The sequence below is a fragment of the Paraclostridium bifermentans genome (assembly GCF_964259345.1).
Classification (GTDB): domain Bacteria; phylum Bacillota; class Clostridia; order Peptostreptococcales; family Peptostreptococcaceae; genus Paraclostridium; species Paraclostridium bifermentans_B.
Genome location: NZ_CAXVJR010000003.1, coordinates 42019 through 65198 on the forward strand (window position 1 = coordinate 42019; position 23180 = coordinate 65198).

The 23180-nt window shown below is 28.2% G+C and carries 21 protein-coding genes; 18 read left to right on the plus strand and 3 right to left on the minus strand.

The window, feature by feature from the left end; genetic code table 11:
- Window positions 1-125: 125 nt before the first annotated feature.
- The 4 genes from ACEXNK_RS06505 to ACEXNK_RS06520 all read left to right on the plus strand — a co-directional run bounded on the left by ACEXNK_RS06505 (window position 126) and on the right by ACEXNK_RS06520 (window position 2912).
- Window positions 126-974, plus strand: coding sequence for a phosphatase PAP2 family protein (locus ACEXNK_RS06505; protein WP_373598464.1), 849 nt, complete (start codon window positions 126-128; stop codon window positions 972-974).
- 5 nt (window positions 975-979) lie between these two features.
- The gene (locus ACEXNK_RS06510) at window positions 980-2203 is read left to right on the plus strand and encodes an NAD(P)/FAD-dependent oxidoreductase (protein ID WP_373598463.1); all 1224 of its coding nucleotides are present in this window, start codon (window positions 980-982) and stop codon (window positions 2201-2203) included.
- 202 nt (window positions 2204-2405) lie between these two features.
- Window positions 2406-2615: a small, acid-soluble spore protein, alpha/beta type gene (locus tag ACEXNK_RS06515; RefSeq protein WP_373598462.1), complete on the plus strand. Its 210-nt coding sequence runs from the start codon at window positions 2406-2408 to the stop codon at window positions 2613-2615.
- Between the two features lie 129 nt (window positions 2616-2744).
- Complete coding sequence (locus tag ACEXNK_RS06520) at window positions 2745-2912, plus strand: hypothetical protein (protein ID WP_373598461.1); 168 nt, start codon at window positions 2745-2747, stop codon at window positions 2910-2912.
- A 26-nt stretch (window positions 2913-2938) separates the two neighbouring features.
- Here ACEXNK_RS06520 and ACEXNK_RS06525 read toward each other — a convergent pair whose 3' ends face one another.
- Window positions 2939-3409 (minus strand): hypothetical protein, encoded by a 471-nt coding sequence (locus ACEXNK_RS06525; protein ID WP_373598460.1) that lies wholly within the window; start codon window positions 3407-3409, stop codon window positions 2939-2941.
- 106 nt (window positions 3410-3515) lie between these two features.
- Here ACEXNK_RS06525 and ACEXNK_RS06530 point away from each other — a divergent pair, with 106 nt between their 5' ends.
- From ACEXNK_RS06530 to pduL, 7 genes are all read left to right on the plus strand, one after another.
- On the plus strand, window positions 3516-4004 hold the full coding sequence (locus tag ACEXNK_RS06530) for a hypothetical protein (RefSeq protein ID WP_373598459.1): 489 nt from the start codon (window positions 3516-3518) through the stop codon (window positions 4002-4004).
- A gap of 32 nt (window positions 4005-4036) precedes the next feature.
- Window positions 4037-5809: a GAF domain-containing SpoIIE family protein phosphatase gene (locus ACEXNK_RS06535; protein WP_373598458.1), complete on the plus strand. Its 1773-nt coding sequence runs from the start codon at window positions 4037-4039 to the stop codon at window positions 5807-5809.
- Window position 5810: 1 nt separating this feature from the next.
- Window positions 5811-6413: a flavodoxin family protein gene (locus ACEXNK_RS06540; RefSeq protein WP_373598457.1), complete on the plus strand. Its 603-nt coding sequence runs from the start codon at window positions 5811-5813 to the stop codon at window positions 6411-6413.
- A 52-nt stretch (window positions 6414-6465) separates the two neighbouring features.
- Complete coding sequence (gene aroC, locus ACEXNK_RS06545) at window positions 6466-7638, plus strand: chorismate synthase (protein WP_373598456.1); 1173 nt, start codon at window positions 6466-6468, stop codon at window positions 7636-7638.
- Window positions 7623-8651, plus strand: a complete 1029-nt coding sequence (aroB, locus tag ACEXNK_RS06550) for a 3-dehydroquinate synthase (protein WP_373598455.1) — start codon at window positions 7623-7625, stop codon at window positions 8649-8651. The genes aroC and aroB overlap by 16 nt, the downstream gene beginning before the upstream one ends.
- Entirely contained in the window at window positions 8644-9906 is a 1263-nt protein-coding gene (gene aroA / locus ACEXNK_RS06555; protein ID WP_373598454.1) for a 3-phosphoshikimate 1-carboxyvinyltransferase, read from the plus strand. Before aroB ends, aroA begins: the two co-directional genes overlap by 8 nt.
- 84 nt (window positions 9907-9990) lie before the next feature.
- Entirely contained in the window at window positions 9991-10560 is a 570-nt protein-coding gene (pduL, locus tag ACEXNK_RS06560) for a phosphate propanoyltransferase (protein WP_373598453.1), read from the plus strand.
- Window positions 10561-10652: 92 nt separating this feature from the next.
- Here pduL and ACEXNK_RS06565 read toward each other — a convergent pair whose 3' ends face one another.
- A complete protein-coding gene (locus ACEXNK_RS06565) occupies window positions 10653-11024 on the minus strand; it encodes a winged helix-turn-helix transcriptional regulator (RefSeq protein WP_373598452.1) in 372 nt (123 codons plus the stop codon).
- Window positions 11025-11275: 251 nt separating this feature from the next.
- Between ACEXNK_RS06565 and deoC the strand changes: the two genes are divergently transcribed.
- The 3 genes from deoC to ACEXNK_RS06580 all read left to right on the plus strand — a co-directional run bounded on the left by deoC (window position 11276) and on the right by ACEXNK_RS06580 (window position 17312).
- The gene (deoC, locus tag ACEXNK_RS06570) at window positions 11276-11950 is read left to right on the plus strand and encodes a deoxyribose-phosphate aldolase (protein ID WP_373598451.1); all 675 of its coding nucleotides are present in this window, start codon (window positions 11276-11278) and stop codon (window positions 11948-11950) included.
- A gap of 220 nt (window positions 11951-12170) precedes the next feature.
- On the plus strand, window positions 12171-15707 hold the full coding sequence (gene nifJ, locus ACEXNK_RS06575; protein ID WP_373598450.1) for a pyruvate:ferredoxin (flavodoxin) oxidoreductase: 3537 nt from the start codon (window positions 12171-12173) through the stop codon (window positions 15705-15707).
- 147 nt (window positions 15708-15854) lie between these two features.
- On the plus strand, window positions 15855-17312 hold the full coding sequence (locus ACEXNK_RS06580; protein WP_373598449.1) for a UDP-N-acetylmuramoyl-L-alanyl-D-glutamate--2,6-diaminopimelate ligase: 1458 nt from the start codon (window positions 15855-15857) through the stop codon (window positions 17310-17312).
- Between the two features lie 91 nt (window positions 17313-17403).
- Here ACEXNK_RS06580 and ychF read toward each other — a convergent pair whose 3' ends face one another.
- Window positions 17404-18501 carry a redox-regulated ATPase YchF gene (gene ychF / locus ACEXNK_RS06585; protein ID WP_373598448.1) on the minus strand — a complete coding sequence of 366 codons (1098 nt, stop codon included), beginning with the start codon at window positions 18499-18501 and terminating at the stop codon, window positions 17404-17406.
- Between the two features lie 114 nt (window positions 18502-18615).
- Here ychF and ACEXNK_RS06590 point away from each other — a divergent pair, with 114 nt between their 5' ends.
- The 4 genes from ACEXNK_RS06590 to ACEXNK_RS06605 all read left to right on the plus strand — a co-directional run bounded on the left by ACEXNK_RS06590 (window position 18616) and on the right by ACEXNK_RS06605 (window position 23172).
- Window positions 18616-19719: a CbiX/SirB N-terminal domain-containing protein gene (locus ACEXNK_RS06590; RefSeq protein WP_373598447.1), complete on the plus strand. Its 1104-nt coding sequence runs from the start codon at window positions 18616-18618 to the stop codon at window positions 19717-19719.
- A gap of 9 nt (window positions 19720-19728) precedes the next feature.
- Window positions 19729-20991, plus strand: a complete 1263-nt coding sequence (gene yfmF / locus ACEXNK_RS06595; protein ID WP_373598446.1) for an EF-P 5-aminopentanol modification-associated protein YfmF — start codon at window positions 19729-19731, stop codon at window positions 20989-20991.
- A 9-nt stretch (window positions 20992-21000) separates the two neighbouring features.
- Window positions 21001-22287 (plus strand): EF-P 5-aminopentanol modification-associated protein YfmH, encoded by a 1287-nt coding sequence (yfmH, locus tag ACEXNK_RS06600; RefSeq protein ID WP_373598445.1) that lies wholly within the window; start codon window positions 21001-21003, stop codon window positions 22285-22287.
- A gap of 105 nt (window positions 22288-22392) precedes the next feature.
- Complete coding sequence (locus ACEXNK_RS06605) at window positions 22393-23172, plus strand: tyrosine-protein phosphatase (protein ID WP_373598444.1); 780 nt, start codon at window positions 22393-22395, stop codon at window positions 23170-23172.
- Window positions 23173-23180 lie beyond the last annotated feature (8 nt).

A 23180-nucleotide genomic window follows, 5' to 3' on the forward strand; every position in this document is an offset into this window, starting at 1 on the left:
AAAGTAAAAAACGACATTTTGAGCAACGGACGAAGTCGTTGGCGACATGAAGTGATTCGCACACGCAGTGGCTCAAGCAAAGCGAATTTTTTATTGAGGAGACAAATATAAAGGAGGTTAGACGTTTGTATAGTATACAAGTTGAAATTTTAAAATATATACAGTCTTTTAAAAGTCCTATACTAAATATTATATTTTTAGTAATAACAATGAGTACAGAAGTGCCTGTTATATTAATATTAGCTTCTGTTTTATATTGGTGTGTAAATAAAAGATATGGGCAAAGGTTAATATTTGCATTAACAGGAAATATAGCATTAAATACAGGTGTAAAAGAATTCTTTAAAGCTCCAAGACCAATTGGAGTTAAAGGAATAGAATCTATGAGAACATCAACTGCTACAGGCTACTCGTTTCCAAGTGGACATACTCAAATAGGCACTACATTTTGGGTAAGTGTAATGAGCATTGTAAAAAATAGATATATGTACATAGTTGGGACTATTATTTTTTTAGGAATAGGTATGTCTAGATTATACTTAGGAGTACATTGGCCTATAGATGTTTTATTTGGATGGATATTTGGAATAGTTTTTACTCTTATTTGCAATTATGTACTATCTAAAGTTGAGGAAAATAATAAATATAAATACTTTAATTTAATAATAATACCTATGATATTATGGATATTTGTTGTGAATAGTTATGAATATGTAAAGATGGTTGGTTTAATAAGTGGATTTATAATTGGATATATAATAGAAAGAAAGTATGTAAAATTCAATGTGAATGTAAGTTTTAAATCTAAAATATATAGATTTATATTTGGCATCCTAAGTTTAGGAGTAGTGTATTTAACATTAAAATCAGTAATGCCAGAAAATTATATAGGTGGCTACTTGAGATATGCGTTATTAGTTATATATGCAATAGCAGGCGCACCATTAATATTTGAAAAAATTTGGAAGGAATGATAAATTTGAAAAAAGTAATTGTAATAGGTGGAGGAGCAGCAGGTATGGTAGCTGCTTCAACTGCAGCTAGTATGGGACATGATGTTACATTGCTAGAAAAAAATGATAGATTAGGAAAAAAGATACTTATAACAGGAAAAGGAAGATGTAATATAACAAATGATTGTGAAATAGAAGAACTAATAGAAAACGTGCCAACAAATGGTAAATTTTTATACAGTGCTTTTTATACATTCACAAATGACCAAGTAATAGATATGTTTAATTCTCTAGGGTTAAAAACAAAAACTGAAAGAGGTAAAAGAGTATTTCCTGAAAGTGATAGAGCTAAAGATGTAGTTATTGCACTTGAAAAACAAATGAAACAAAATAATGTAAAAGTACTTTTAAATTCAAAAGTAGAAAAAATTGAAACTAAAAATGGAAAGATAGACAGTGTAATGTTAAGTAATAAAAAAATTATGAGATGTGATAGTGTTATAGTAGCTACTGGAGGAGTTAGTTATCCTAGAACAGGGTCTACTGGAGATGGATATAAGTTTGGAAAGAATGTAGGACATACAATTATAAAACCTACACCATCACTAATAGGATTAGAAACAATGGAAGATGTAAAAACATTAAATAAATTATCTTTAAGAAATATAGCTATAAAGTTAATAGATAAAAAAGGAAAGTCTATATATGAAGACTTTGGAGAAATGGAATTTAGTGATGTTGGAATCGAAGGACCTACTATAAGATCAGCTAGTAGCAGGATGAAATCACTGGAGAATGAAACGTATAAAATTATAGTGGATTTAAAGCCTGCACTGAGTGAAGAGGCATTAGACAAAAGAATACAAAAAGATTTTAAAAAGTATACTAATAAAAAGTTTGAGAATAGTTTAGATGATTTATTTCCTAAGAAACTAATACCATATATAGTTGAGCTAAGTGATATAGATAAAGACACTGTAGTTCATCAAATTTCAAGAGAAGAAAGAAAAAATTTAGTTAATATAATTAAAAACTTAGAATTTAATATAAAAAGATATAAGTCAATAGATGAAGCAATAGTAACATCTGGAGGAATCAAAACTAATGAAATAAACTCATCGACTATGGAATCGAAACTAATAGAAGGATTATTCTTTGCAGGTGAAGTTATTGATGTAGATGCATATACAGGCGGATTTAATCTTCAAATTGCATTTTCAACGGGATACTTAGCAGGAATAAGTTGTTAGACTAAATAAATATGGTTTGTAGTTTAGATTATTATAAAGTTATATATTTTTTGAAAAATATAAGTATATAAAAATTATAACTTGGCATAATAAGAACATGAACAACAGATAAATAAAATAGAGTTAAAGTTGTTCAAGGTAAATTTACCAATTTTAAATTATAACTCTATAATTATAAAACTAATAAAGTGAGGTAATCAACATGACAAACTACAACCAAAAAGCAGTACCAGAAGCTAAAGCAGCATTAAAGCAAATGAAGTTAGAAATAGCTAATGAATTAGGAATGTCAAACTATGACACTGCTGATAAAGGAAATATGACAGCAAGACAAAATGGATATGTTGGTGGATACATGACTAAAAAATTAGTTGAAATGGCTGAAAAACAAATGAGTGGGCAACAAAAGTAAATAGCCGAAATAAGGAAGGTTTAATAACCTTCCTTATTTTTATATATTTGAAAAAATAAAATAAGAGTAAAAAAAAATAATATGGATAAAATATAATTGAAAAATACATATATTAAGGAGGTATACTTAATGGCAATAAACTTTGAAGAAATAAAAACTAAATTCGTGAATGCAGACTTGGATGAAAAAATAAGAATATATACTACAACTGAGGGACTTACTGTAGATCAATTTAAAGAGCTACTTAAGTATTATCCAATACAGCATCTATCTAAGTTAGAAAAAGCTTTAGGATAAAAATAAAACACTAAGACTAATTAGTCTTAGTGTTTTGTTTTTTGAACATAATTATAAATTTTTTCATTGCCTAAATCTATAGTACCAGTAGACACATACTTTGATATGTTTATTACATCACTAGCGCTTAAATATTGAGAAGGCATAGTTAATTCAAATCCTGTTTCTATTAATAAATTTTTCAATTGTAACTGTTCTGTTATTGTAGGTTTAATAGTTGTTTTAATATTTTTTTTCTTTTTTGAGTTTTTAATTACTTCATTTTGGTGTTTGATTAAAGTATCGATGTACTCTATGTAGGAATTTTTAAACTCAGGTTCATTTAATAAACTTTCACTTATAAAGCTAGTTATGTCATCGTTAGATAATATATTGTCAGCAAATTTATCAGCTGTTATTTTACCTGTTACGATACCCTTTTGATATTTCCTTAATACCTTTTTAGTATATGAATAAATTTTACTACGAGTTTCTAAATCAAGATTCTCTATAATCACGTAATCACTCCTTAGTAGATAAGATTGTATATTAAGAGTATTAACAAGTATAAAAAATATTATAATTGTAAACATTACAAATATAATAAAAAAGGAGGAAATTTAAGTGATAAATGGAATAATTAAACTATTTTATTCTGAAGTGGTGAAATCAAATATGAAAAATATGCCTAATGAAGAATATTCTATTAGAGAGGAATTTAAAGAAGTAAGCAATATAGCTACTAAAGTGGATGAAATTTTTATAATAATTTTCAAAATTATAATATCATTAAGCATTGTATTCATATCATTAAGTATAAATTTACTTTTAGGAATAGGGGTTATATTAACACTAATAGTTTACAATTTATACAAATTATATATAGAAAATGAAATTAAAGATCAGTTCAAAGAAGGGGTAGGGTATTTAAAGAATAATTTAGAAAAGAGTAAACGAAGCATTGCAACAGATGGAATAAAGCAAAAAATAAATGCACTGATAACTTTGTTATTAATAGGAATATTCTCAAAATTTAATTATATAATAGTAGGTTGCTTTATATTGGTTTTTATGTTTACTATAAAAGATATATATAGTAATATTAATAAATAGACTTAATGTAAAGAGGGGAGATGAAGACCTATATGAAGCACTACACTGAAAATGAAAGATTAAAACGAGTTGTAGAGATATCAACTTTAGTAACTGAGTCTAACAACTTTTTTGATATAAAAGATAAAATTATAGAAAAAATGTTAGATGTAGTCCACCCAGCAAAAGCATGTGTAAACTTATTTTATAAAAATAATTATGATCATGCTTATTTAGTATGCTCTCAAACGTTAAATTATATATCTCAAGTATTTCCCATGGATAAACCAATAGGAGTAAAAATAAACTTTAATGAGTATCCACTGTACATACATGAAGCAGTAGAAAAGCAGAAAGTTGTCTATGTAGAGAATGTATTTACTGATGAAAGAGCACTTAATGAAAGAGAGTTAGCAGTTAATGAAGGTTATATAGGGAGAATAGTATTTCCTCTGATAGTTAATGAAAAAGTAACTGGATTTATGACGTGCTTTTTAACGGAAGAAGATAAATTAAGTGATGATGATATGAATTTTATTTCATCAGTAACATCACTTATAAGTTTATCAATAGAGATAACAAGTAAAAATAATGATATTCAAACATTGATAAGTAAATTAAGAGGTGCGATAGCATCTATAAATGATGCGACTAAAAAGTTATACCTTAATAAAGATATCACAAGCTTTTTAGATCATTTAAGTAAGCAAGCTTGTAATATTACTAATAGCAAAGAATCTATAATAATTATTAATAACAATGATAAAAAAGGTCAATTATTTAGCCTTTATAGCTCAAATAATGAAAAAAATGTAGACGTATATTCAATATTAGATAATCTAATAGAAAAAAATACTACGGGAGCATATTTTAATGATATAAATGAAGATAAATATAAAGGAAAGGTAAAATCTTGCATATATCATAAGTTAATAAAAAACAATGAAGTAATTGGATATATTGCGTGTATTAATAGTAAAAACTATACTAAAGATGATTTAAATATTTTAAGTATTCTAGCTAAGCAAGTATCGGTAGCTATGCAACTATATGAATATAATAAGAATGAAGTAAAACATCATGTTTTAGAAAATGAACTTAAAGTGTTAAATCAACAACAAAAGTTAATAATGAATAAAGGAAATAAAGAGTTAGGCGATAATAGAGAGTTAACATATTACCATAAACCGGCAAAAGTAGTAGGTGGGGATTTTTATCACACTATAAAGAAGGAAGATGGAACAATAGTAGCTATATTAGCAGATGTAATGGGACATGGTATAGTGTCTAATTATATGGTAGCTATTATAAAAGGTGCATTTAAAGTTTTAGCTAAACAATTAAATAATCCTAGTGAAATAATGGAAAAAATAAATCAATTCTTATTTGATGAATTTGATAAAATGGGTGTATTTGCAACTTGTATAATTTTTACAATAAGAAATGATGAACATAAAATGGTTGTATCTAATGCGGGTCACTATTACCCAATTGGAGTTGGATATGATAATAAATCTACGTTAATAAAATGCAGTAAAGGAATACCTATAGGTATATTAGAAGATGTTGAATATTCAGATAAAGAAATTGATTTATTAAAGTATAAGTCTATATCTGTATATACTGATGGAATATTAGAAATAAAAAATGATGAAAAAGAAGAATTTGGAATAGATAGATTAATGGAATTTTTAGAAGAAAATATTAATGTAGATAAATTAGATAAAATAACAAACTTAAAATCAAAATTATGGGATTTTTCAAAGAAAAGTAATTTTGAAGATGATATATTAATTGTTACTCTTAGAGATATAAAAGGAGATTAATATGAATAAAAATAACCCAGATATTTTAATAATAAATGGGAGTCCAAGAAAAAATAAAAATTGTTTTAACATAATAAATAAAATAGAAATTGAATTGAATAAAAATAATTTAACATATAAAATATTTGATATATATGATATGAATATAGAATATTGTACAGCTTGTGGTTTTTGTGAAAAAACAGGCTATTGTAAATATAAAGATGATATGACACCTATGTATGAAATGTTTGATAAATCATTTGGAACTATTGTTGTTAGCCCTGTGCATTTTGATTCAATCTCTGCTAAACTTAAAACTGTAGTAGATAGAACACAAGCTATATATGCAAGTAAATACATATTGAAAAAGTCATGTATTGATAGAAATAAAAAAAGAATAGGAATGTATATAGCTATAGGAGGAAGTGATCCATATCCTTCTCAATTTAAGGGAGGAGAAATAGTAATGGACTTCTTCTTTAAAAGTATAAATGCCAAATTAAACTATAAATGCTATATAAATAGTAGCGATAAATTACCTTTTAACAATAATTATGAAGCTAACAAAATAATAGATGAAAATATAAACAAATATATAACTAGTATAAAAGAGCTTGGATAAAACAAGCTCTTTTTAACAATGTAAATATAAAATTGAGAAAGGGGATTTAAATATGCTTAGGTATATAACTAGTGGAGAATCTCACGGAAAGTGTTTAATAACTATAATAGAAGGGATTCCATCTAATGCTAAGTTAAATATAGATGAAATAAATTTAGAAATGAAAAAGCGTCAATCGGGATATGGTCGTGGAGGACGTATGAAGATTGAGAGTGATAAAGTTGAAATATTAAGTGGTGTCAGAGGAGGAGTTACTATTGGTAGTCCTATTTCTATACAAATAATAAATAAAGATTATGAAAATTGGATTAAATATATGAATACCATTGGTGATATTGATATAGAAAGTAAAAAAGTAAGTCATGTAAGACCTGGACATGCAGACTTAGTAGGCACATTAAAATATGACTTTAACGATGCGAGAAATGTACTTGAAAGATCAAGTGCTAGAGAGACTGCAAGTAGAGTTGCTATTGGAGCGATATGTAAACAATTATTAAAAAATTTCAATATAGAATTCACTTCTCATGTTACACAGATAGGTGAAGCTAAGATAAATGATATAAAAGATTTTGAATATATAAAAGATAATGTTGATATAAGTCCGGTAAGATGTATAGATAAAAATATAGAAAAGCTAATGATTAATGAAATTGATAAAGCTAAAGAAAATAAAGATACATTAGGTGGAGTTATAGAAGTAAGAGTAAAAAATGTGCCGCCAGGATTAGGGTCATATGTTCATTTCGATAAAAAGATTGATGCACATCTGGCTATGAATTTAATGGGAATACAAGCTATAAAAGGTGTTGAAATTGGTATTGGATTTGATGTAGCAAGTAGCATGGGATCAGAAGTTATGGATGAAATTTACTATGATGAAGATCGTGGAATACATAGGAAAACAAATAGACTTGGTGGAATAGAAGGTGGAATGACTACTGGAGATGATATAATTATAAGATGTGCAATGAAGCCTATACCAACATTATATAAACCTTTGAATTCAATAAATATAGATACTTTAGAAAATTACAAGGCAACAGTCGAAAGGTCTGATACATGTGCAGTACCTGCATGTAGTGTTGTATGTGAGAATGTAGTTGCATTTGTAATACTTCAATTCTTCCTAGAAAAGTTTGGAAAAGATAATATAAAAGATATAAGAAAAAATTATGATTCGTATATAGAGAGGTTGGGGGAAAGAGGATGGAAAAATCTATAATAATAGATTATAATTATAAAAATTTAAATATAGATAAAAATTATGACAAAGTACTTGTAATAACAGATGAAAATGTATATAAGCATCAATTTAATGATTTTATAAAAAGTATAAATCATGAATTTGTAGAGTTATTCATAATAAGAAGTGGAGAAATATCAAAATCTATAAGTGTATATGAAAAAATAATAGAATTTTGTATAAAAGTAAATATAACTAGAAAATCTGTAGTTGTTGCACTAGGAGGAGGAGTTGTAGGTGATTTAGCTGGATTTGTTGCTTCTACATATATGAGAGGAATAGATTTAATTCAAATACCTACTACACTTTTATCTCAAGTTGATTCATCTGTAGGTGGAAAAACAGGAATAAATATAGGAAATATAAAAAATATAATTGGTACATTTTATCAACCTAAAATAACATATATAAATGTTAATTCTTTAAAGACTTTAAATGATGATGAATATTTAAGTGGTATGGGTGAAGTTATAAAATATGCTTTTATATATGATTATGATTTTATTGATTATATAATAAAAAATTCAGAAAATATATGGGGTAGAGATGAAACTGTTTTATTTGAAATTGTAAAAAAATGTACAGATATAAAGTGGGATATAGTAAGCCAAGATGAAAAAGAGTCTGGATTAAGGAAAATATTAAATTTAGGACATACATTTGGACATGGTATAGAAAAATTATGTAATTTAAGTCATGGATTTGCCGTTAATATAGGGATGAATATGGCTTTTATGATAGCTTTAGATAAAGAACTAATAGACACTGCTTACTATGAAAAATTTATTTATTTATCGAATTTATTAGGATTACCAACTAAATTTAAAATAGATAATCATGAAAAAGTATTAGAAATAATGAAAAGTGATAAGAAAAATAGTTTTAGTAAAATAAATCTTGTAATACCAACTGGTAAAGGCAAGGTAGATATATTTAATAATATAAATGAAGAAGAAATATCTAATGTAATAAAGAGGTGTATAAATGCTTAAAGGTAGTTTTGAATTAATAGGAGATAAATCTATATCTCATAGATCTATAATGTTTTCTTCTATAGCGAAAGGTACTACTAAAATAAGTAATTTTCTTATGGGACAAGATTGTCTAAGTACTATCGATTGTTTTAGAAAGATGGGAGTAGATATATCTATAGATAATAAAGATGTAATAGTTAAAGGTGTAGGACTTAGAGGTTTAAAAGAACCAACAGATATATTAGATGTTGGAAATTCAGGAACAACTATAAGGTTAATGATGGGCATACTTGCGGGAAATAACTTTGAATCTACTATAATAGGAGATGAATCTATAGCTAAAAGGCCTATGAAGCGAGTTACCGATCCATTAAGACTTATGGGATGCAATATAATAGGAAAAGAAGATGCTAATTATACACCTATAACTATACATGGAGGAAACTTAAATAGCATAAATTATAATATGCCAGTTGCATCAGCCCAAGTAAAGTCAGCTATAATATTAGCATCTTTATATGCAAGTGAGCCTAGCATTATAATTGAAAAGAAAAAGAGTAGAAACCATACAGAAATAATGCTAAATTCTTTTGGAGCAGACATAAAAACAAATGGTTTAGAAATTAAGGTAAATCCAGTTAAAGAATTGTTTTCTTTAGAAAATATAAATGTAGCTGGGGATATATCATCTGCTGCATTCATAATAGTAGGTACAAGTATAATAAAAGATTCTGAAGTTATAATAAAAAATGTAGGACTTAATGAAACAAGAACAGGAATACTAGATGTTTTAAAGGCTATGAATGGTAAATTTGAAATCTTAGATAAAAGATTTCAAGGTGGAGAATTAGTAGGAGATATACTTGTTAAATATAGTGAAAACCTAATTGGAACTACTATAGACTCAGATTTAATACCTAGATTAATAGATGAGATACCTATAATAGCTGTCTTAGCAACGCAGGCAGAAGGGACAACTTTAATCAAGGACGCCAAAGAACTTAAAGTTAAAGAGAGCAATAGAATAAAAGCTGTAGTAGATAATTTGAAAATAATGGGTGCAGATATAGAAGAACTAGAAGATGGTATGTTGATTAAAGGAAAAACTGAATTAAAAGGTGCGAATATAACTACCTTTAATGATCATAGAATAGCTATGGCATTTTCAATAGCATCATTAATAGCAAAAGGGGAAACTAATTTAGATAATACTAATTGTATTAACATATCTTTCCCGGGTTACTTTGATTTACTAAATAGTTTATTAAAGTAAATTTAGAATAAAATTTGATTTTATTAGGAATATTATGTATAATTGTATTGCAATATTTAAAAAAAACTTAGGAGGACTTTCAAAATGAAATTACCAATAGCATTATCAAATAGACACGTTCATTTAAGTCAAGCTGATATAGAAACATTATTCGGAGCAGGTCATGAGTTAGTTGAATTAAAGCCATTAAGCCAACCAGGACAATATGCTTGTGAAGAGAAGGTTGATTTAGTAGGACCTAAAGGAACTATAAAAGGAGTTAGAGTATTAGGACCAGCTAGACCTAACACACAAGTTGAAATATCTTTATCAGATGGATTTGCTTTAGGTGTTAAGGCTCCAATAAAAGAATCTGGTGATATAGCAGGAACTCCAGGAGTAAAATTAGTAGGACCAGCAGGAGAAGTTGAATTAACTGAAGGTGTTATAGTAGCATCAAGACATATACATATGAGTTTAGATGATGCAGCTAAATTCGGAGTTGAAGATAAGCAAATAGTTAAAGTTAGAACTTTCGGACCAAGATCTGTAGTATTTGAAAATGTATTAGTAAGAGCTAACGCTAACTTTGCATTAGAAATGCACGTTGATGTTGAAGAAGGAAACGCAGCAGCTGTTAGAAACGGTGAAGAAGTAGAGTTAATAGCTGAATAATATAAATGACTATAAATAAAAAAAGTATGTGATTTTCACATACTTTTTTATTGTAATTAATTAATTTTATTAAAAACTAAACATAGATAATCTTAATCACTGTGATTCATATAATCAATTCCACAACTATACATAGTTTCTAAAACAGGAATTAATTTTTTCCCAGCATCGGTTAACCCATATTCTACCTTAGGAGGGACTACAGGATAGACCTTTCTATATATAATCTTGTGAGATTCTAAACTTCGTAATTGCTGAGTTAACATTTTTTGTGTAACATCAGGCAACTTTCTTCGTAAATCACTAAATCTAAGTGGGTTAGGTGTTAAGTACCAAAGTATTAATATTTTCCATTTACCAGAAATCATTTTATGTACCAAGTTTATAGGACACATCTCGTACTTATTACATCTTTCTTGCATATGACATTTTGAATGATCTTGTATTTCTAATTGAATTTTCATGACAACCACCTTAAATCTATTAGTATACTTTTAGGTACTATATAACAAAAAAGTACCTACTTGCTATAAAGATAGCTAACTGTTACTATTATACCATCAATTATAATAGCAATCTATGGATAAAAACCTTTTAAAATATTAAATAAAAATATATTACTCTGCAAATTATAATAAATGACTATGTATATACAAAAACGTATGCATATTTGCTATAATTAAATAGCATTATAAAATAAAAAGGAGACATATTTATGAATAATAATATAGCAAAAATGATTGATCACACAGTATTAAAGGCTTTTTCAACTGAAGAAGATGTGAAAAAAATATGTAAGGAAGCTAAGGAATGTAATTTCTTTTCAGTGTGTATAAACCCTACAAATATAGAACTTGCTAAAAAGGAACTAGATGGTTCTGATGTAAAGGTATGTACTGTAATAGGATTTCCTTTAGGAGCTAATACACCAGAGGTTAAAGCTTTCGAAACGAAGGATGCTATAGAAAAAGGTGCAGATGAAGTAGATATGGTTATAAATATAGGGGCATTAAAAGATAAAAAATATGATTATGTTTTAAATGATATAAAAGCAGTTGTAGATGCCGCTAATAAAAAAGCATTAGTGAAAGTAATAATAGAAACTTGTTACTTAACTGATGAAGAGAAAAAAATAGCTTGTGAATTATCAGTTAAAGCAGGTGCTGATTTTGTAAAAACTTCAACAGGGTTTGGGACAGGTGGTTCAACTCCTGAAGATATAAAACTTATGAGAGAAGTTGTAGGACCTAATATAGGAGTTAAAGCTTCAGGTGGAGTTAGAAATCAAGAAGATGCTAAAGCTGTTATAGAAGCTGGATGTTCAAGAATAGGAGCTAGTGCTTCTGTATCTATTGCAAAAGGTGAAGATTCACAAACTGATGGATATTAAAAAATAAAATTGCTTAAACATGTTTTAAGTATACAAAAGTGGGTATACATATAATGTTAGAACATAAAAGTATACAAAAAACAAAAACATATAATTAGATAGAAGGATTTTGTAAGTTAATGTAGAAATTATTAACTTAGAAAGTTTTAAACTATTCAAAATATTTACTCATAATAGAATTAAGCTATTTTGGGAGGAATATACAAGGAGGATACATACTATGGCAAAATTTATGAAAACAGTAGATGGTAACACTGCTGCTGCTCATGTTGCATATGCATTTACAGATGTTGCTGCAATATATCCTATAACTCCGTCTTCAAACATGGCGGAATCAGTAGATGAATGGGCTGCACAAGGAAGAAAAAATATATTTGGACAAAAGGTAAGTGTTGTTGAAATGCAATCAGAAGCAGGAGCTGCAGGAGCATTCCACGGTTCATTACAAGCTGGTGCATTAACAACTACATTCACTGCATCACAAGGTTTATTACTTATGATACCAAATATGTATAAGGTTGCTGGTGAATTATTACCAGGAGTATTCCACGTAAGTGCTAGAGCATTAGCATCACAAGCACTATCAATATTCGGTGATCACCAAGACGTTATGGCTGCAAGACAAACAGGATGTGTATTATTAGCTTCTGGTTCAGTTCAAGAAGTTGCTGATATAGCACCAGTTGCGCATTTAGCTGCAATAGAAGGTAGATTACCATTTATACATTTCTTTGATGGATTTAGAACATCTCATGAAATACAAAAAGTTGAATTATTAGAATATGATGATTATGCTAAATTATTAAATATGGAAGCTGTTCAAGAGTTCAGAAATAGAGCTTTATCACCAAATCACCCTGTTACTCGTGGTACAGCACAAAACCCTGATATATACTTCCAAACAAGAGAAGCTTCAAATAAATACTACAACGATATAGTTGGAACAGTTGAAAAATACATGAATCAAATGGCTGAATTAACAGGAAGAAAACATGGATTATTCGATTACTATGGAGCAGAAGATGCTAAATATGTAATAGTTGCTATGGGATCTGTTACAGAAGCTATAGAAGAAACTATAGATGCATTAAATGCACAAGGTGAAAAATATGGTTTAGTTAAAGTTCATTTATATAGACCTTTCTCAATGAAACATTTTATGGATGCTATGCCAAAATCAGTTGAAAGAGTATGTGTATTAGATAGAACTAAAGAACCAGGAGCAACTGGAGAGCCATTATACTTAGATGTTAAATCAGTATATTATGGAAATGAAAATGCTCCTATGATAATAGGTGGAAGATATGGATTAGGATCAAAAGATACTATTCCAACTCATATAAAAACAGTTTATGACAACTTAAAATCAGAAAATCCTAAAGATCAATTTACAGTAGGTATAGTTGATGATGTTACTAATACATCTTTAGAATTATCAGATGAGTTAAGAATAGCTCAAAAAGGAACTGTAAGATGTAAGTTCTGGGGATTAGGTTCTGATGGTACTGTTGGAGCTAATAAACAAGCTATAAAAATAATAGGAGATAACACTGAGAAGTATGCTCAAGCTTACTTTGCATATGACTCTAAAAAATCTGGTGGTATAACAATGTCTCACTTAAGATTTGGAGATGCTCCTATAAGATCTACTTACTTAATAGATGAAGCTGACTACATAGCTTGTCACAACCAAGCATATGTATATCAATATGACCTATTAAAAGGATTAAAGAAAGGTGGAGTATTTGTACTTAACTCTATCTGGAATCAAGAAGAATTAGATGCACATTTACCCGCAGCTATGAAAAACTACATAGCTAAAAATGATATCAAGTTCTACACAGTTAATGCTACTAAGATAGCTCAAGAAATAGGACTTGGAAACAGAATAAACATGATAATGCAATCTGCATTCTTCAAATTAGCTGAAATAATACCAGAAGCTGAAGCTATAGAATACTTAAAAGATTCTATAAAGAAAGCTTACGGTAAAAAAGGTGAAAAAGTAGTTAACATGAACTACGAAGCAGTTGAAGCAGGAGTTAACTCTTTAGTTAAAGTTACTGTACCAGCTGAATGGGCAGATGCTAAGGATGCTCAAAAAGAAGAAATAGATGAACCAGAATTCGTAAAAAATATAGTAAGACCAATGAATGCACAAGAAGGAGATAATTTACCTGTAAGTACATTCAATGGAGTAGAAGATGGTACATTCCCAGCTGGATTAGCAGCATACGAGAAGAGAGGGGTTGCAGTAAACGTTCCAGAATGGATAGTTGATAACTGTATACAATGTAACCAATGTGCTTACATATGTCCTCATGCATGTATAAGACCAGTATTAGTTAACGAAGAAGAAATGAAAAATGCACCAGAAAAATTCGATACTAAGAAAGCTATAGGTAAAGGATTTGACGGTTTACAATACAGAATGCAAGTAAGTCCAATGGACTGTACAGGATGTGGAAACTGTGCTGATGTATGTCCAGCTAAAGAAAAAGCTTTAGTTATGAAACCTCTTGATACTCAAGAAGTAGAAGTTGAAAACTGGGCATTTGCAGTTGATACTAAGAAAGTTGCTCCAAAAGGAGATATAATGGCTCCAACAACAGTTAAAGGAAGTCAATTTAGACAACCATTAATGGAATTCTCAGGAGCTTGTGCTGGATGTGGTGAAACTCCATACATCAAGTTAGTTACTCAATTATTTGGAGATAGAATGATGATAGCTAATGCTACAGGATGTTCTTCAATATGGGGAGGATCAGCTCCATCAACACCTTACACTGTTAACCATGAAGGTAAAGGTCCATCTTGGGCAAACTCATTATTCGAGGATAATGCAGAGTACGGATACGGAATGTTCTTAGGAGTTAAACAAATGAGAGCTAAGATAGCTGAAACTATGGAGCAATTAATATCTATGGATATATGTGATGCTGCTAGAGATGCATTTGTTAACTGGTTAGAGAATAAAGAAAATAGCGAAGAGTCTGTTAAAGCAAGTGAAAAAGTACTTGAAGTATTAGCAAATGCTCATGCTATAGAGAATGAAGAAATAAAAGCACTAGTTGCTGAAATAGAAGATAGAAAAGATTACTTAGTTAAGAGATCTCAATGGATACTAGGTGGAGACGGATGGGCTTATGACATCGGTTATGGTGGATTAGATCACGTACTTGCATCTGGTGAAAATGTAAATGTATTAGTATTCGATACAGAGATATATTCTAATACAGGAGGTCAAGCTTCTAAATCAACTCCAATTGCAGCAATGGCTAAGTTCGCAGCAGCTGGTAAGAGATCTAGAAAGAAAGACTTAGGTATGATGGCTATGTCTTACGGAAATGTATACGTAGCACAAGTTGGTATGGGTGCAGATAAGAACCAATTAATGAAGGCTGTAGTAGAAGCTGAAAAATATGATGGACCATCATTAATAATAGCTTACTCACCATGTATATCACATGGACTAAAAGAAGGTATGGGAAGAGCTCAAGCTAACATAGAGCAAGCTGTTAAGTGTGGATACTGGCATTTATACAGATTCAACCCAACTTTAAGAGCTGAAGGTAAGAATCCATTTACATTAGATTCTAAAGAGCCAACTGAAAGCTTCAGAGACTTCTTAATGAAGCAAGTAAGATATGCAGCTATAGCAAAACAATTCCCAGATGTAGCTGAGGAGTTATTTGAAATGGCAGAGCAAAGTTCTAACGATAGATATGAGAACTATAAGAGATTAGCTCAAAACTAATTATTAATATAAGGTAGAGAGGATATATCCTCTCTACTTTTTTGCATTTTTTACAATGAAAATAGCACACTAGACAATTTATATTTTTACTATATTGTTATATAATATAATATACGTATAAATTTTTTTGAAGGAAGGTCAAATTTTATGTTACTAAAAGACGTAATAAAAGGTTTAGAAGTATTAGATATAAAAGGTAGTTTAGATATTGAAATAGATAATATACAATATGATTCTAGAAAAGTAGAAGATAATGGTTTATTTATATGCATAAAAGGATTTACAGTAGATGGACATAATTTTATAGATATGGCAATAGAAAAAGGTGCTAAGGCATTTTTAGTTCAAGAAGATGTAGACATAAGAGAAGGAATTACTTTTATAAAAGTAAAAAATACAAGAGAAGATATGGCAAAAGTTGCTGATAACTTCTATAATCATCCAAGTCAAAGATTTGATGTTATAGGTGTTACAGGAACTAATGGAAAAACTAGTATAACTACATTTTTAAATGAAATATTAACATCAGCAGGAAATAAGGTTGGATTAATAGGAACAATAAAAATATCAGATGGTGACAAAGCTATAGAGTCGAACTCAACTACTCCTGAAAGTAGAGATTTGCAAGGATACTTTGATCAAATGATTAACAATGGATGTAAATACTGTGCTATGGAAGTTTCTTCACATGCACTAGCTTTAAACAGAGTAGCTCAAACTAAGTATAAGGTAGGTGTATTTACAAACCTAACTCCAGATCACCTAGATTTCCATAAAGATTTAGAAGATTATAGAAATGCTAAAGAAAAATTATTCTATATGACTACTAATGCAAATGTTATAAATATAGATGATGAGGGTGGAAAAGCTATATATAATAACATAAAGGATTTAAATACTAAATGTTATACTTATGCTATAGATCATGAAGCTGACTTTATGGCTAAAGATATAAAAATAGAAGCTAGAGGTGTCTCATATAGACTTATAACACCTACTTATGAGGCTGATGTATTTGTTCCTGTTCCTGGTAAATTTACAGTTTATAATACTTTAGCTGTTATAGCAACTTGCTATGCACTTGAAATACCTAAAGATATAGTTTTAGATGGATTGAAAAATACAGGTGGAGTAGCAGGTAGATTTGAAGCTATATCTAATGAAGCAGGTATAAGTGTTATTGTAGATTATGCTCATACACCAGATGCATTAGAAAATGTTATAAAAACAGCTAGAGAATTTGTTAAAAATAGAATAATAACTGTATTTGGTTGTGGAGGAGATAGAGATACAACTAAGAGACCTTTAATGGGAGATATAGCTCAAAAACTATCTGATATATGTATAGTAACATCAGATAATCCAAGAACAGAAGATCCTGAACTTATAATAAAAGATATATTAGAAGGTTTAGATAAATCTAAAGAAAATTATAGGGTTGTAGTAGATAGAAAAGAAGCTATAAAAGAAGCTATAGAAATGGCTCAAAAGGATGATGTTATATTAATAGCGGGAAAAGGTCATGAAAATTACCAAATAATAGGTAAGGTTAAGCATCATTTTGATGATAAAGAAATAGCTAATGAATTTTTACAATCTAAATAAAATATAAAATACGATTTTTATTTTAAAATTATGAAACAAACAAAAAAGATGTATTGATAATTAAATTTATCAATACATCTTTTTCTGTTTATTAAACGTTAAATCTGAATAATATAACGTCTCCATCTTTAACTATATATTCTTTACCTTCAAGTCTAACTAAACCTTTGTCTTTAGCAGCAGTCATAGTTCCAACTGACACTAAATCATCAAATGCTATAGTTTCCGCTCTTATGAATCCTCTTTCTATATCAGAATGGATTTTTCCTCCTGCTTGAGGAGCTTTAGTTCCAACTTGTATAGTCCAAGCTCTTATTTCTTGAGGTCCAGCAGTTAAGTAAGATATTAAACCTAAAAGTGCATAAGATGACTTTATAAGTTTATCAAGACCAGATTGCTCAAGTCCTAAAGTTTCTAAGAACTCTATCTTTTCTTCATCAGTGTCAAGTTCAGCTATTTCAGCTTCTATTTGAGCACATACAACTACAACTTCAGCGCTCTCAGTTGCAGCGAATTCTCTAACTGTATTTACGAACTCATTGTTTTGAGCTTCGTCAGCTAAATCATCTTCACTTACATTTGTAGCATATATTACTGGCTTAGAAGTAAGTAGGTTTAATGAATTTACAAATGTTTGTTGATCTTCAGTAAATTCCATAGTTCTAACACACTTACTATCTTCTAAAGTAGCCATTATTTCTTTTAAGAATTCAAGCTCAGAAGCTAAAGTTCTATCAGATTTAGCAGCTTTTTGAGTTTTTTGTATTCTTCTTTCTAATATTTCTATATCAGAGAATATTAATTCTAAGTTTATAGTTTCTATATCTCTTAAAGGATCTACAGAACCGTCAACGTGAACAACATTAGGATCCTCGAAGCATCTAACAACGTGAACTATTGCATCTACTTCTCTTATGTGAGATAAAAATTTATTTCCAAGACCTTCTCCTTTAGAAGCTCCTCTAACTAAACCTGCTATATCACAGAACTCTATAGCAGTAGGAACTATCTTTTTAGAGTCGTAAATTGCTCTTAATTGCTCTAATCTTTCATCTGGAACAGCCACAACACCAACGTTAGGCTCTATTGTACAGAAAGGGTAGTTAGCAGACTCCGCACCTGCTTGAGTTATCGCATTAAATAGTGTACTTTTACCTACGTTTGGTAAACCAACTATACCTAATTTCATATTATATCTTCCTCTCTTCTTAAGTCTCATGTTTATTTTAATTTAGACATACATTCTAATTATACATCATATATATTAGTGATGCAAACTATACTTTTAATGGGGTTGATTTTAATGAAAATATCAATATTTGCAGGAATATTGCTAGGATTAAGTATTATATTTGATGGGTATATGGAAAATATATTTATAATAGCAACAACTATAGTTATATATACATATTTTACTTATTATGAAATTAAATATAAAAAATTTTTTGGTGGATTACTATTGTCATTTGTAATTATTAATATAGCTATAAATACAATTATAAAAGATGATATAGATTTAAAAAATATAGAAATAGGTGAACAACAAGACGAAACTGTAGTAATGCTTTTATATGATGGAGAAGATAGGAATTATAATTTTAGAGAAAGAGCTAATGAAATATATTTTGAAAAGGGATATAAATCTTATCTAACTAATACATATGATTTATTAAAATATAAGAGTTATTATGAAAAACTAGGGTCTAGTGAATTTAAAGATGTAACTTATGATATATCTGTAGAACTGAGAGACAAATTAGGTGGAAATTATAAGGTTGTAAATACGTATATGTATACTAAGCCATATTTTGAAAATGTTTTACAAGAAATTTTATCTATAGGGTATAGAAACATAATTATATGTCCGATGTTTATAACTGAAGGAAAAGATTATGAAGTATTCAAAGATAGACTTAATGAAATGAAGCTTAGCAAATATGGAATTAATGTGAAATTAACAGATGTATTTTATAAATCTAATAGCTTAGCTAAATTATATAAAAATGAAATAGTTGAAAGTGTAAGTGAAAATACTAGTGCAGGAGTATTGTTGATAGGTTTAGAAGATGAAAATAACTTAGAACAAGATATAATATTTAGAGAAAAAATAAAATATTACATAGAAAAAGAAAAAAATAATGAAATTCAAATAAAAATGCCTCTTTTAGAAAATAATAAAGACGATATAATAAAATCTGGAGAAGAGCTGTTAGAATTTGGCATAGATATATTGCATGTAATAATACCTACCTGTACAATTGATAACATGCATAATAAAAATTTAGTAGAAAGTATATTAAATGAATTAGACGCTTCACAAGTTAGATTTCATTATATCGACCCTAAAGATAAGGTGAAAATACTGGCTGAAGAAGTATATACTCAAATAACATTAATGGAAAAATAGGAGGTCAACATGGATAATATAAAGAAAATAAATTTGTACGATAATATAAATTTAACTTTGATACCATCTAAAAAGTTTAAAACAAACCTAGTTAGTATATATGTACAACGAGTACTAGATAAAAATGAAGTAACAAAAAATGCATTATTACCTAATATGATAACTAATGCAAGTAACAAATATAATTCTTTAAGGTCTATATCTAATAAACTTGAGGATTTATATGGAGCATCATTACTAGCTGATGTTAGCAAGAGAGGAGAAAGACAAGTATTAAATATAAAGTTAGTTACAACTAATGAGATGTACTTAGATGAACCTATATTTAATGATGCTATAGAATTTTTAGATGAGGTAATAAATAATCCACTTATAGAAAATGATGGATTTAAAGAAGAATATTTAAAGCTTGAAAAACAAAATTTAACAGAGAGAATAAAAGCTAAAATAAATGATAAGGGAAGATTTGCCCTTGAAAGATGTTTTGAAGAGATGTGTAAGGATGAAAAGTTTAGTATAAGTGAATATGGATATATTGAAGATATAGAAAAAATAACAGCTAAAGACTTATACAATCATTATAAAACAATATTAAAAACTTCACCTATAGATATAGTTATAGAGGGAGAATTTGATGAAGAAAAAGTTGTAGAAACTATAAAGAGTAAGTTTAAATTTGAAAGAGAAAATTTAATATCAATACCTAGAGAAGAATATAAAAAAGATATTAAAGAAGTAAAAACTATAGTTGATAAAATGGATATAACTCAAGGGAAATTAGTTATGGGATATAGGACTAATACGGACTTTGCAGATGCTAAAAATTACTATCCATTAATAGTAGGATGCAATATATTAGGTGGAGGACCTCACTCTAAAATGTTTATAAATATTAGAGAGAAAGAAAGTTTATGTTACTATATATATTCATCTATTGAAAAGTATAAAGGAATACTTTTTATATCATCAGGTATAGAAACTCAAAACTACGATAAAACAACTGAATTAGTAAAACAACAAATAGAAAGTATGATAGAAGGAAATATAAGTGATGAAGAACTTGGAAATAGTAAAATATCACTTGTAAGTTCTATGAGAGCATTAACCGATAGCATAGGAGGATTATCTGATTTTAAATTTTCTCAAGACATAAGTAAAACTAATTTAAGTATAGAAGATATCATAAATTATATAGAGAAAGTAACTAAAGAAGAAATAGTAGATGTATTTAAAAGGTTACAATTAGATACTATTTATTTCTTAAGAAACTAGGAGGACTATATGGAAAAGATAGTTAATGAAGTATTAAAAGAAGAAGTTTATTATGAAAAATTAAAAAATGGATTAGATGTATATTTCATGCCTAAAAAAGGATTCACAAAAAAATTTGCAGTTTTAGCTACAAATTATGGGTCAAATGATTTAGAATTTATTCCTATAAATGAAAAAGATAAATTTAGAGTAAACGAAGGAATTGCTCATTTTCTTGAACATAAAATGTTTGAACAACCGGGTGGTGGAAATGCATTTGATAAGTTTTCAAAATTAGGGGCTAGTGCAAATGCATACACGAATTTTACCATGACAGCTTACTTATTTTCATGTACAGACAATTTCTATGAAAGCTTAGATCACTTAATAGATTATGTTCAAACTCCGTATTTTACAGATGAGAATGTTGAGAAAGAAAAAGGTATAATAGAACAAGAAATAAAAATGTATAATGATGATCCTGATTGGAATGTATACTTTAATTGTCTAAAAGCTATGTATGAAAATTACCCTGTTAGAGTTGATATAGCTGGGGATGTAGAAAGTATATATAAAATTACAAAAGACGAGTTATACAAGTGTTATAATACATTTTATAACCCGGGAAATATGATGTTATTTGTTGTAGGAGATGTCGAAGCAGATAAAGTTATGGAAGTAGCTAGAAAAAGTAATCACTATGATGTTGAAAAACTTCAAAATAGCATAACTAGATTTTATCCTGAAGAACCTGAATATGTAAAAGATAAAGAAGTTATAGCTAAATTCCCTATATCAATGCCTATGTTCAATATAGGATTTAAAGATAATAAAGTTGGCATAAAAGGAAATGAATTATTAAGAAAAGAAGTTGTTACAGAAATTATGCTAGATATGATATTGAAAAGAGGTAGTGAAATATTTGAAGAATTATATATGAAAGGGTTAGTAAATGATAATTTTGGATGTGGATTTACATCTCAAATTGATTACGGATATACTTTAATAGGTGGTGAATCTAGTAATCCTAGAGAAGTAAAAGATATAATCTTAAAATATATAAATAAATATAAAGAAAATGGACTTTCAAAAGATGATTTTAATAGAGTTAAAAAGAAAAAAATAGGTCAATTTCTTAAGTATTTTGATTCAGTTAACTTTATAGCAAATAATTTTATAGCATATAAATTTAAAGATATAAACCTACTTGATTATTTAGATGTTATAAAATCTGTAGAGTTTGAAGAGATTGAAGAGCGATTAAAAAATCACTTGAAGGAAGAGTATTGTTCAATTTCTATAGTAGAACCAAAATAAAAAGTGCTAAGTTTTAGCACTTTTTATTTTTATTGCTTAAAGAAAATTGATGGTTAATATGGAATATGGTATTATTTATCTTATATAAAAGGAGGGAATAACTAAATGATAGATATACATTGCCATATATTACCTGAAGTAGATGATGGATCTAAAAGCTTAGAAGAATCTATAGAGATGGCTAAAATAGCACAATATGAGGGTATAAAAAAGATTGTTAATACATCTCACTATCATCATGATTTCAAATTTAAAAAAGGAATAGAATTAAAAAATGTTCTTAACAATTTTAATGAAGCGTTAAAAGAACAAAATATAGATATAGAAGTTGTTTTGGGAAATGAATTATTCTACACTGAAGATTTAATAGGAAAGCTTGAAGAACTAGATTTTTATAGTCTAAATGATAGTAGATATGTACTTATTGAATTTTCACCAAGCAACTTTCCTAAAAACTTAACTGATATAGTTTATGAAATGAAGTTAAGAAAATATATTCCAATACTAGCGCATGTAGAAAGATATCCTAAAATACAGGAAAATCCAAATATAATATATGATTGCATAAATGAGGGTGCGCTAATACAAATAAATGCATCAAGTTTAATTGGAAAAAATGGAAGTGAAGCAGAAAAAACAAGTAATATACTTATGGATAATAATATGGTTCATTTTATAGCTACAGACGCACATAGTAGCACAAAAAGAAGGCCTTTATTAAAAGAGGCTTATAATTATGTTGAAGATAAGTATGGTGAAGAAATTTCTAAGAAATTATTCATAGAAAATCAAGAATGTGTTTTAAATAATAAAGACGTATATATTTTAAATCCAAATAAGTACATAGAAAAAAAGAGTTTATTTAAAAGATTATTTAAAAGGTAGGGATTAAA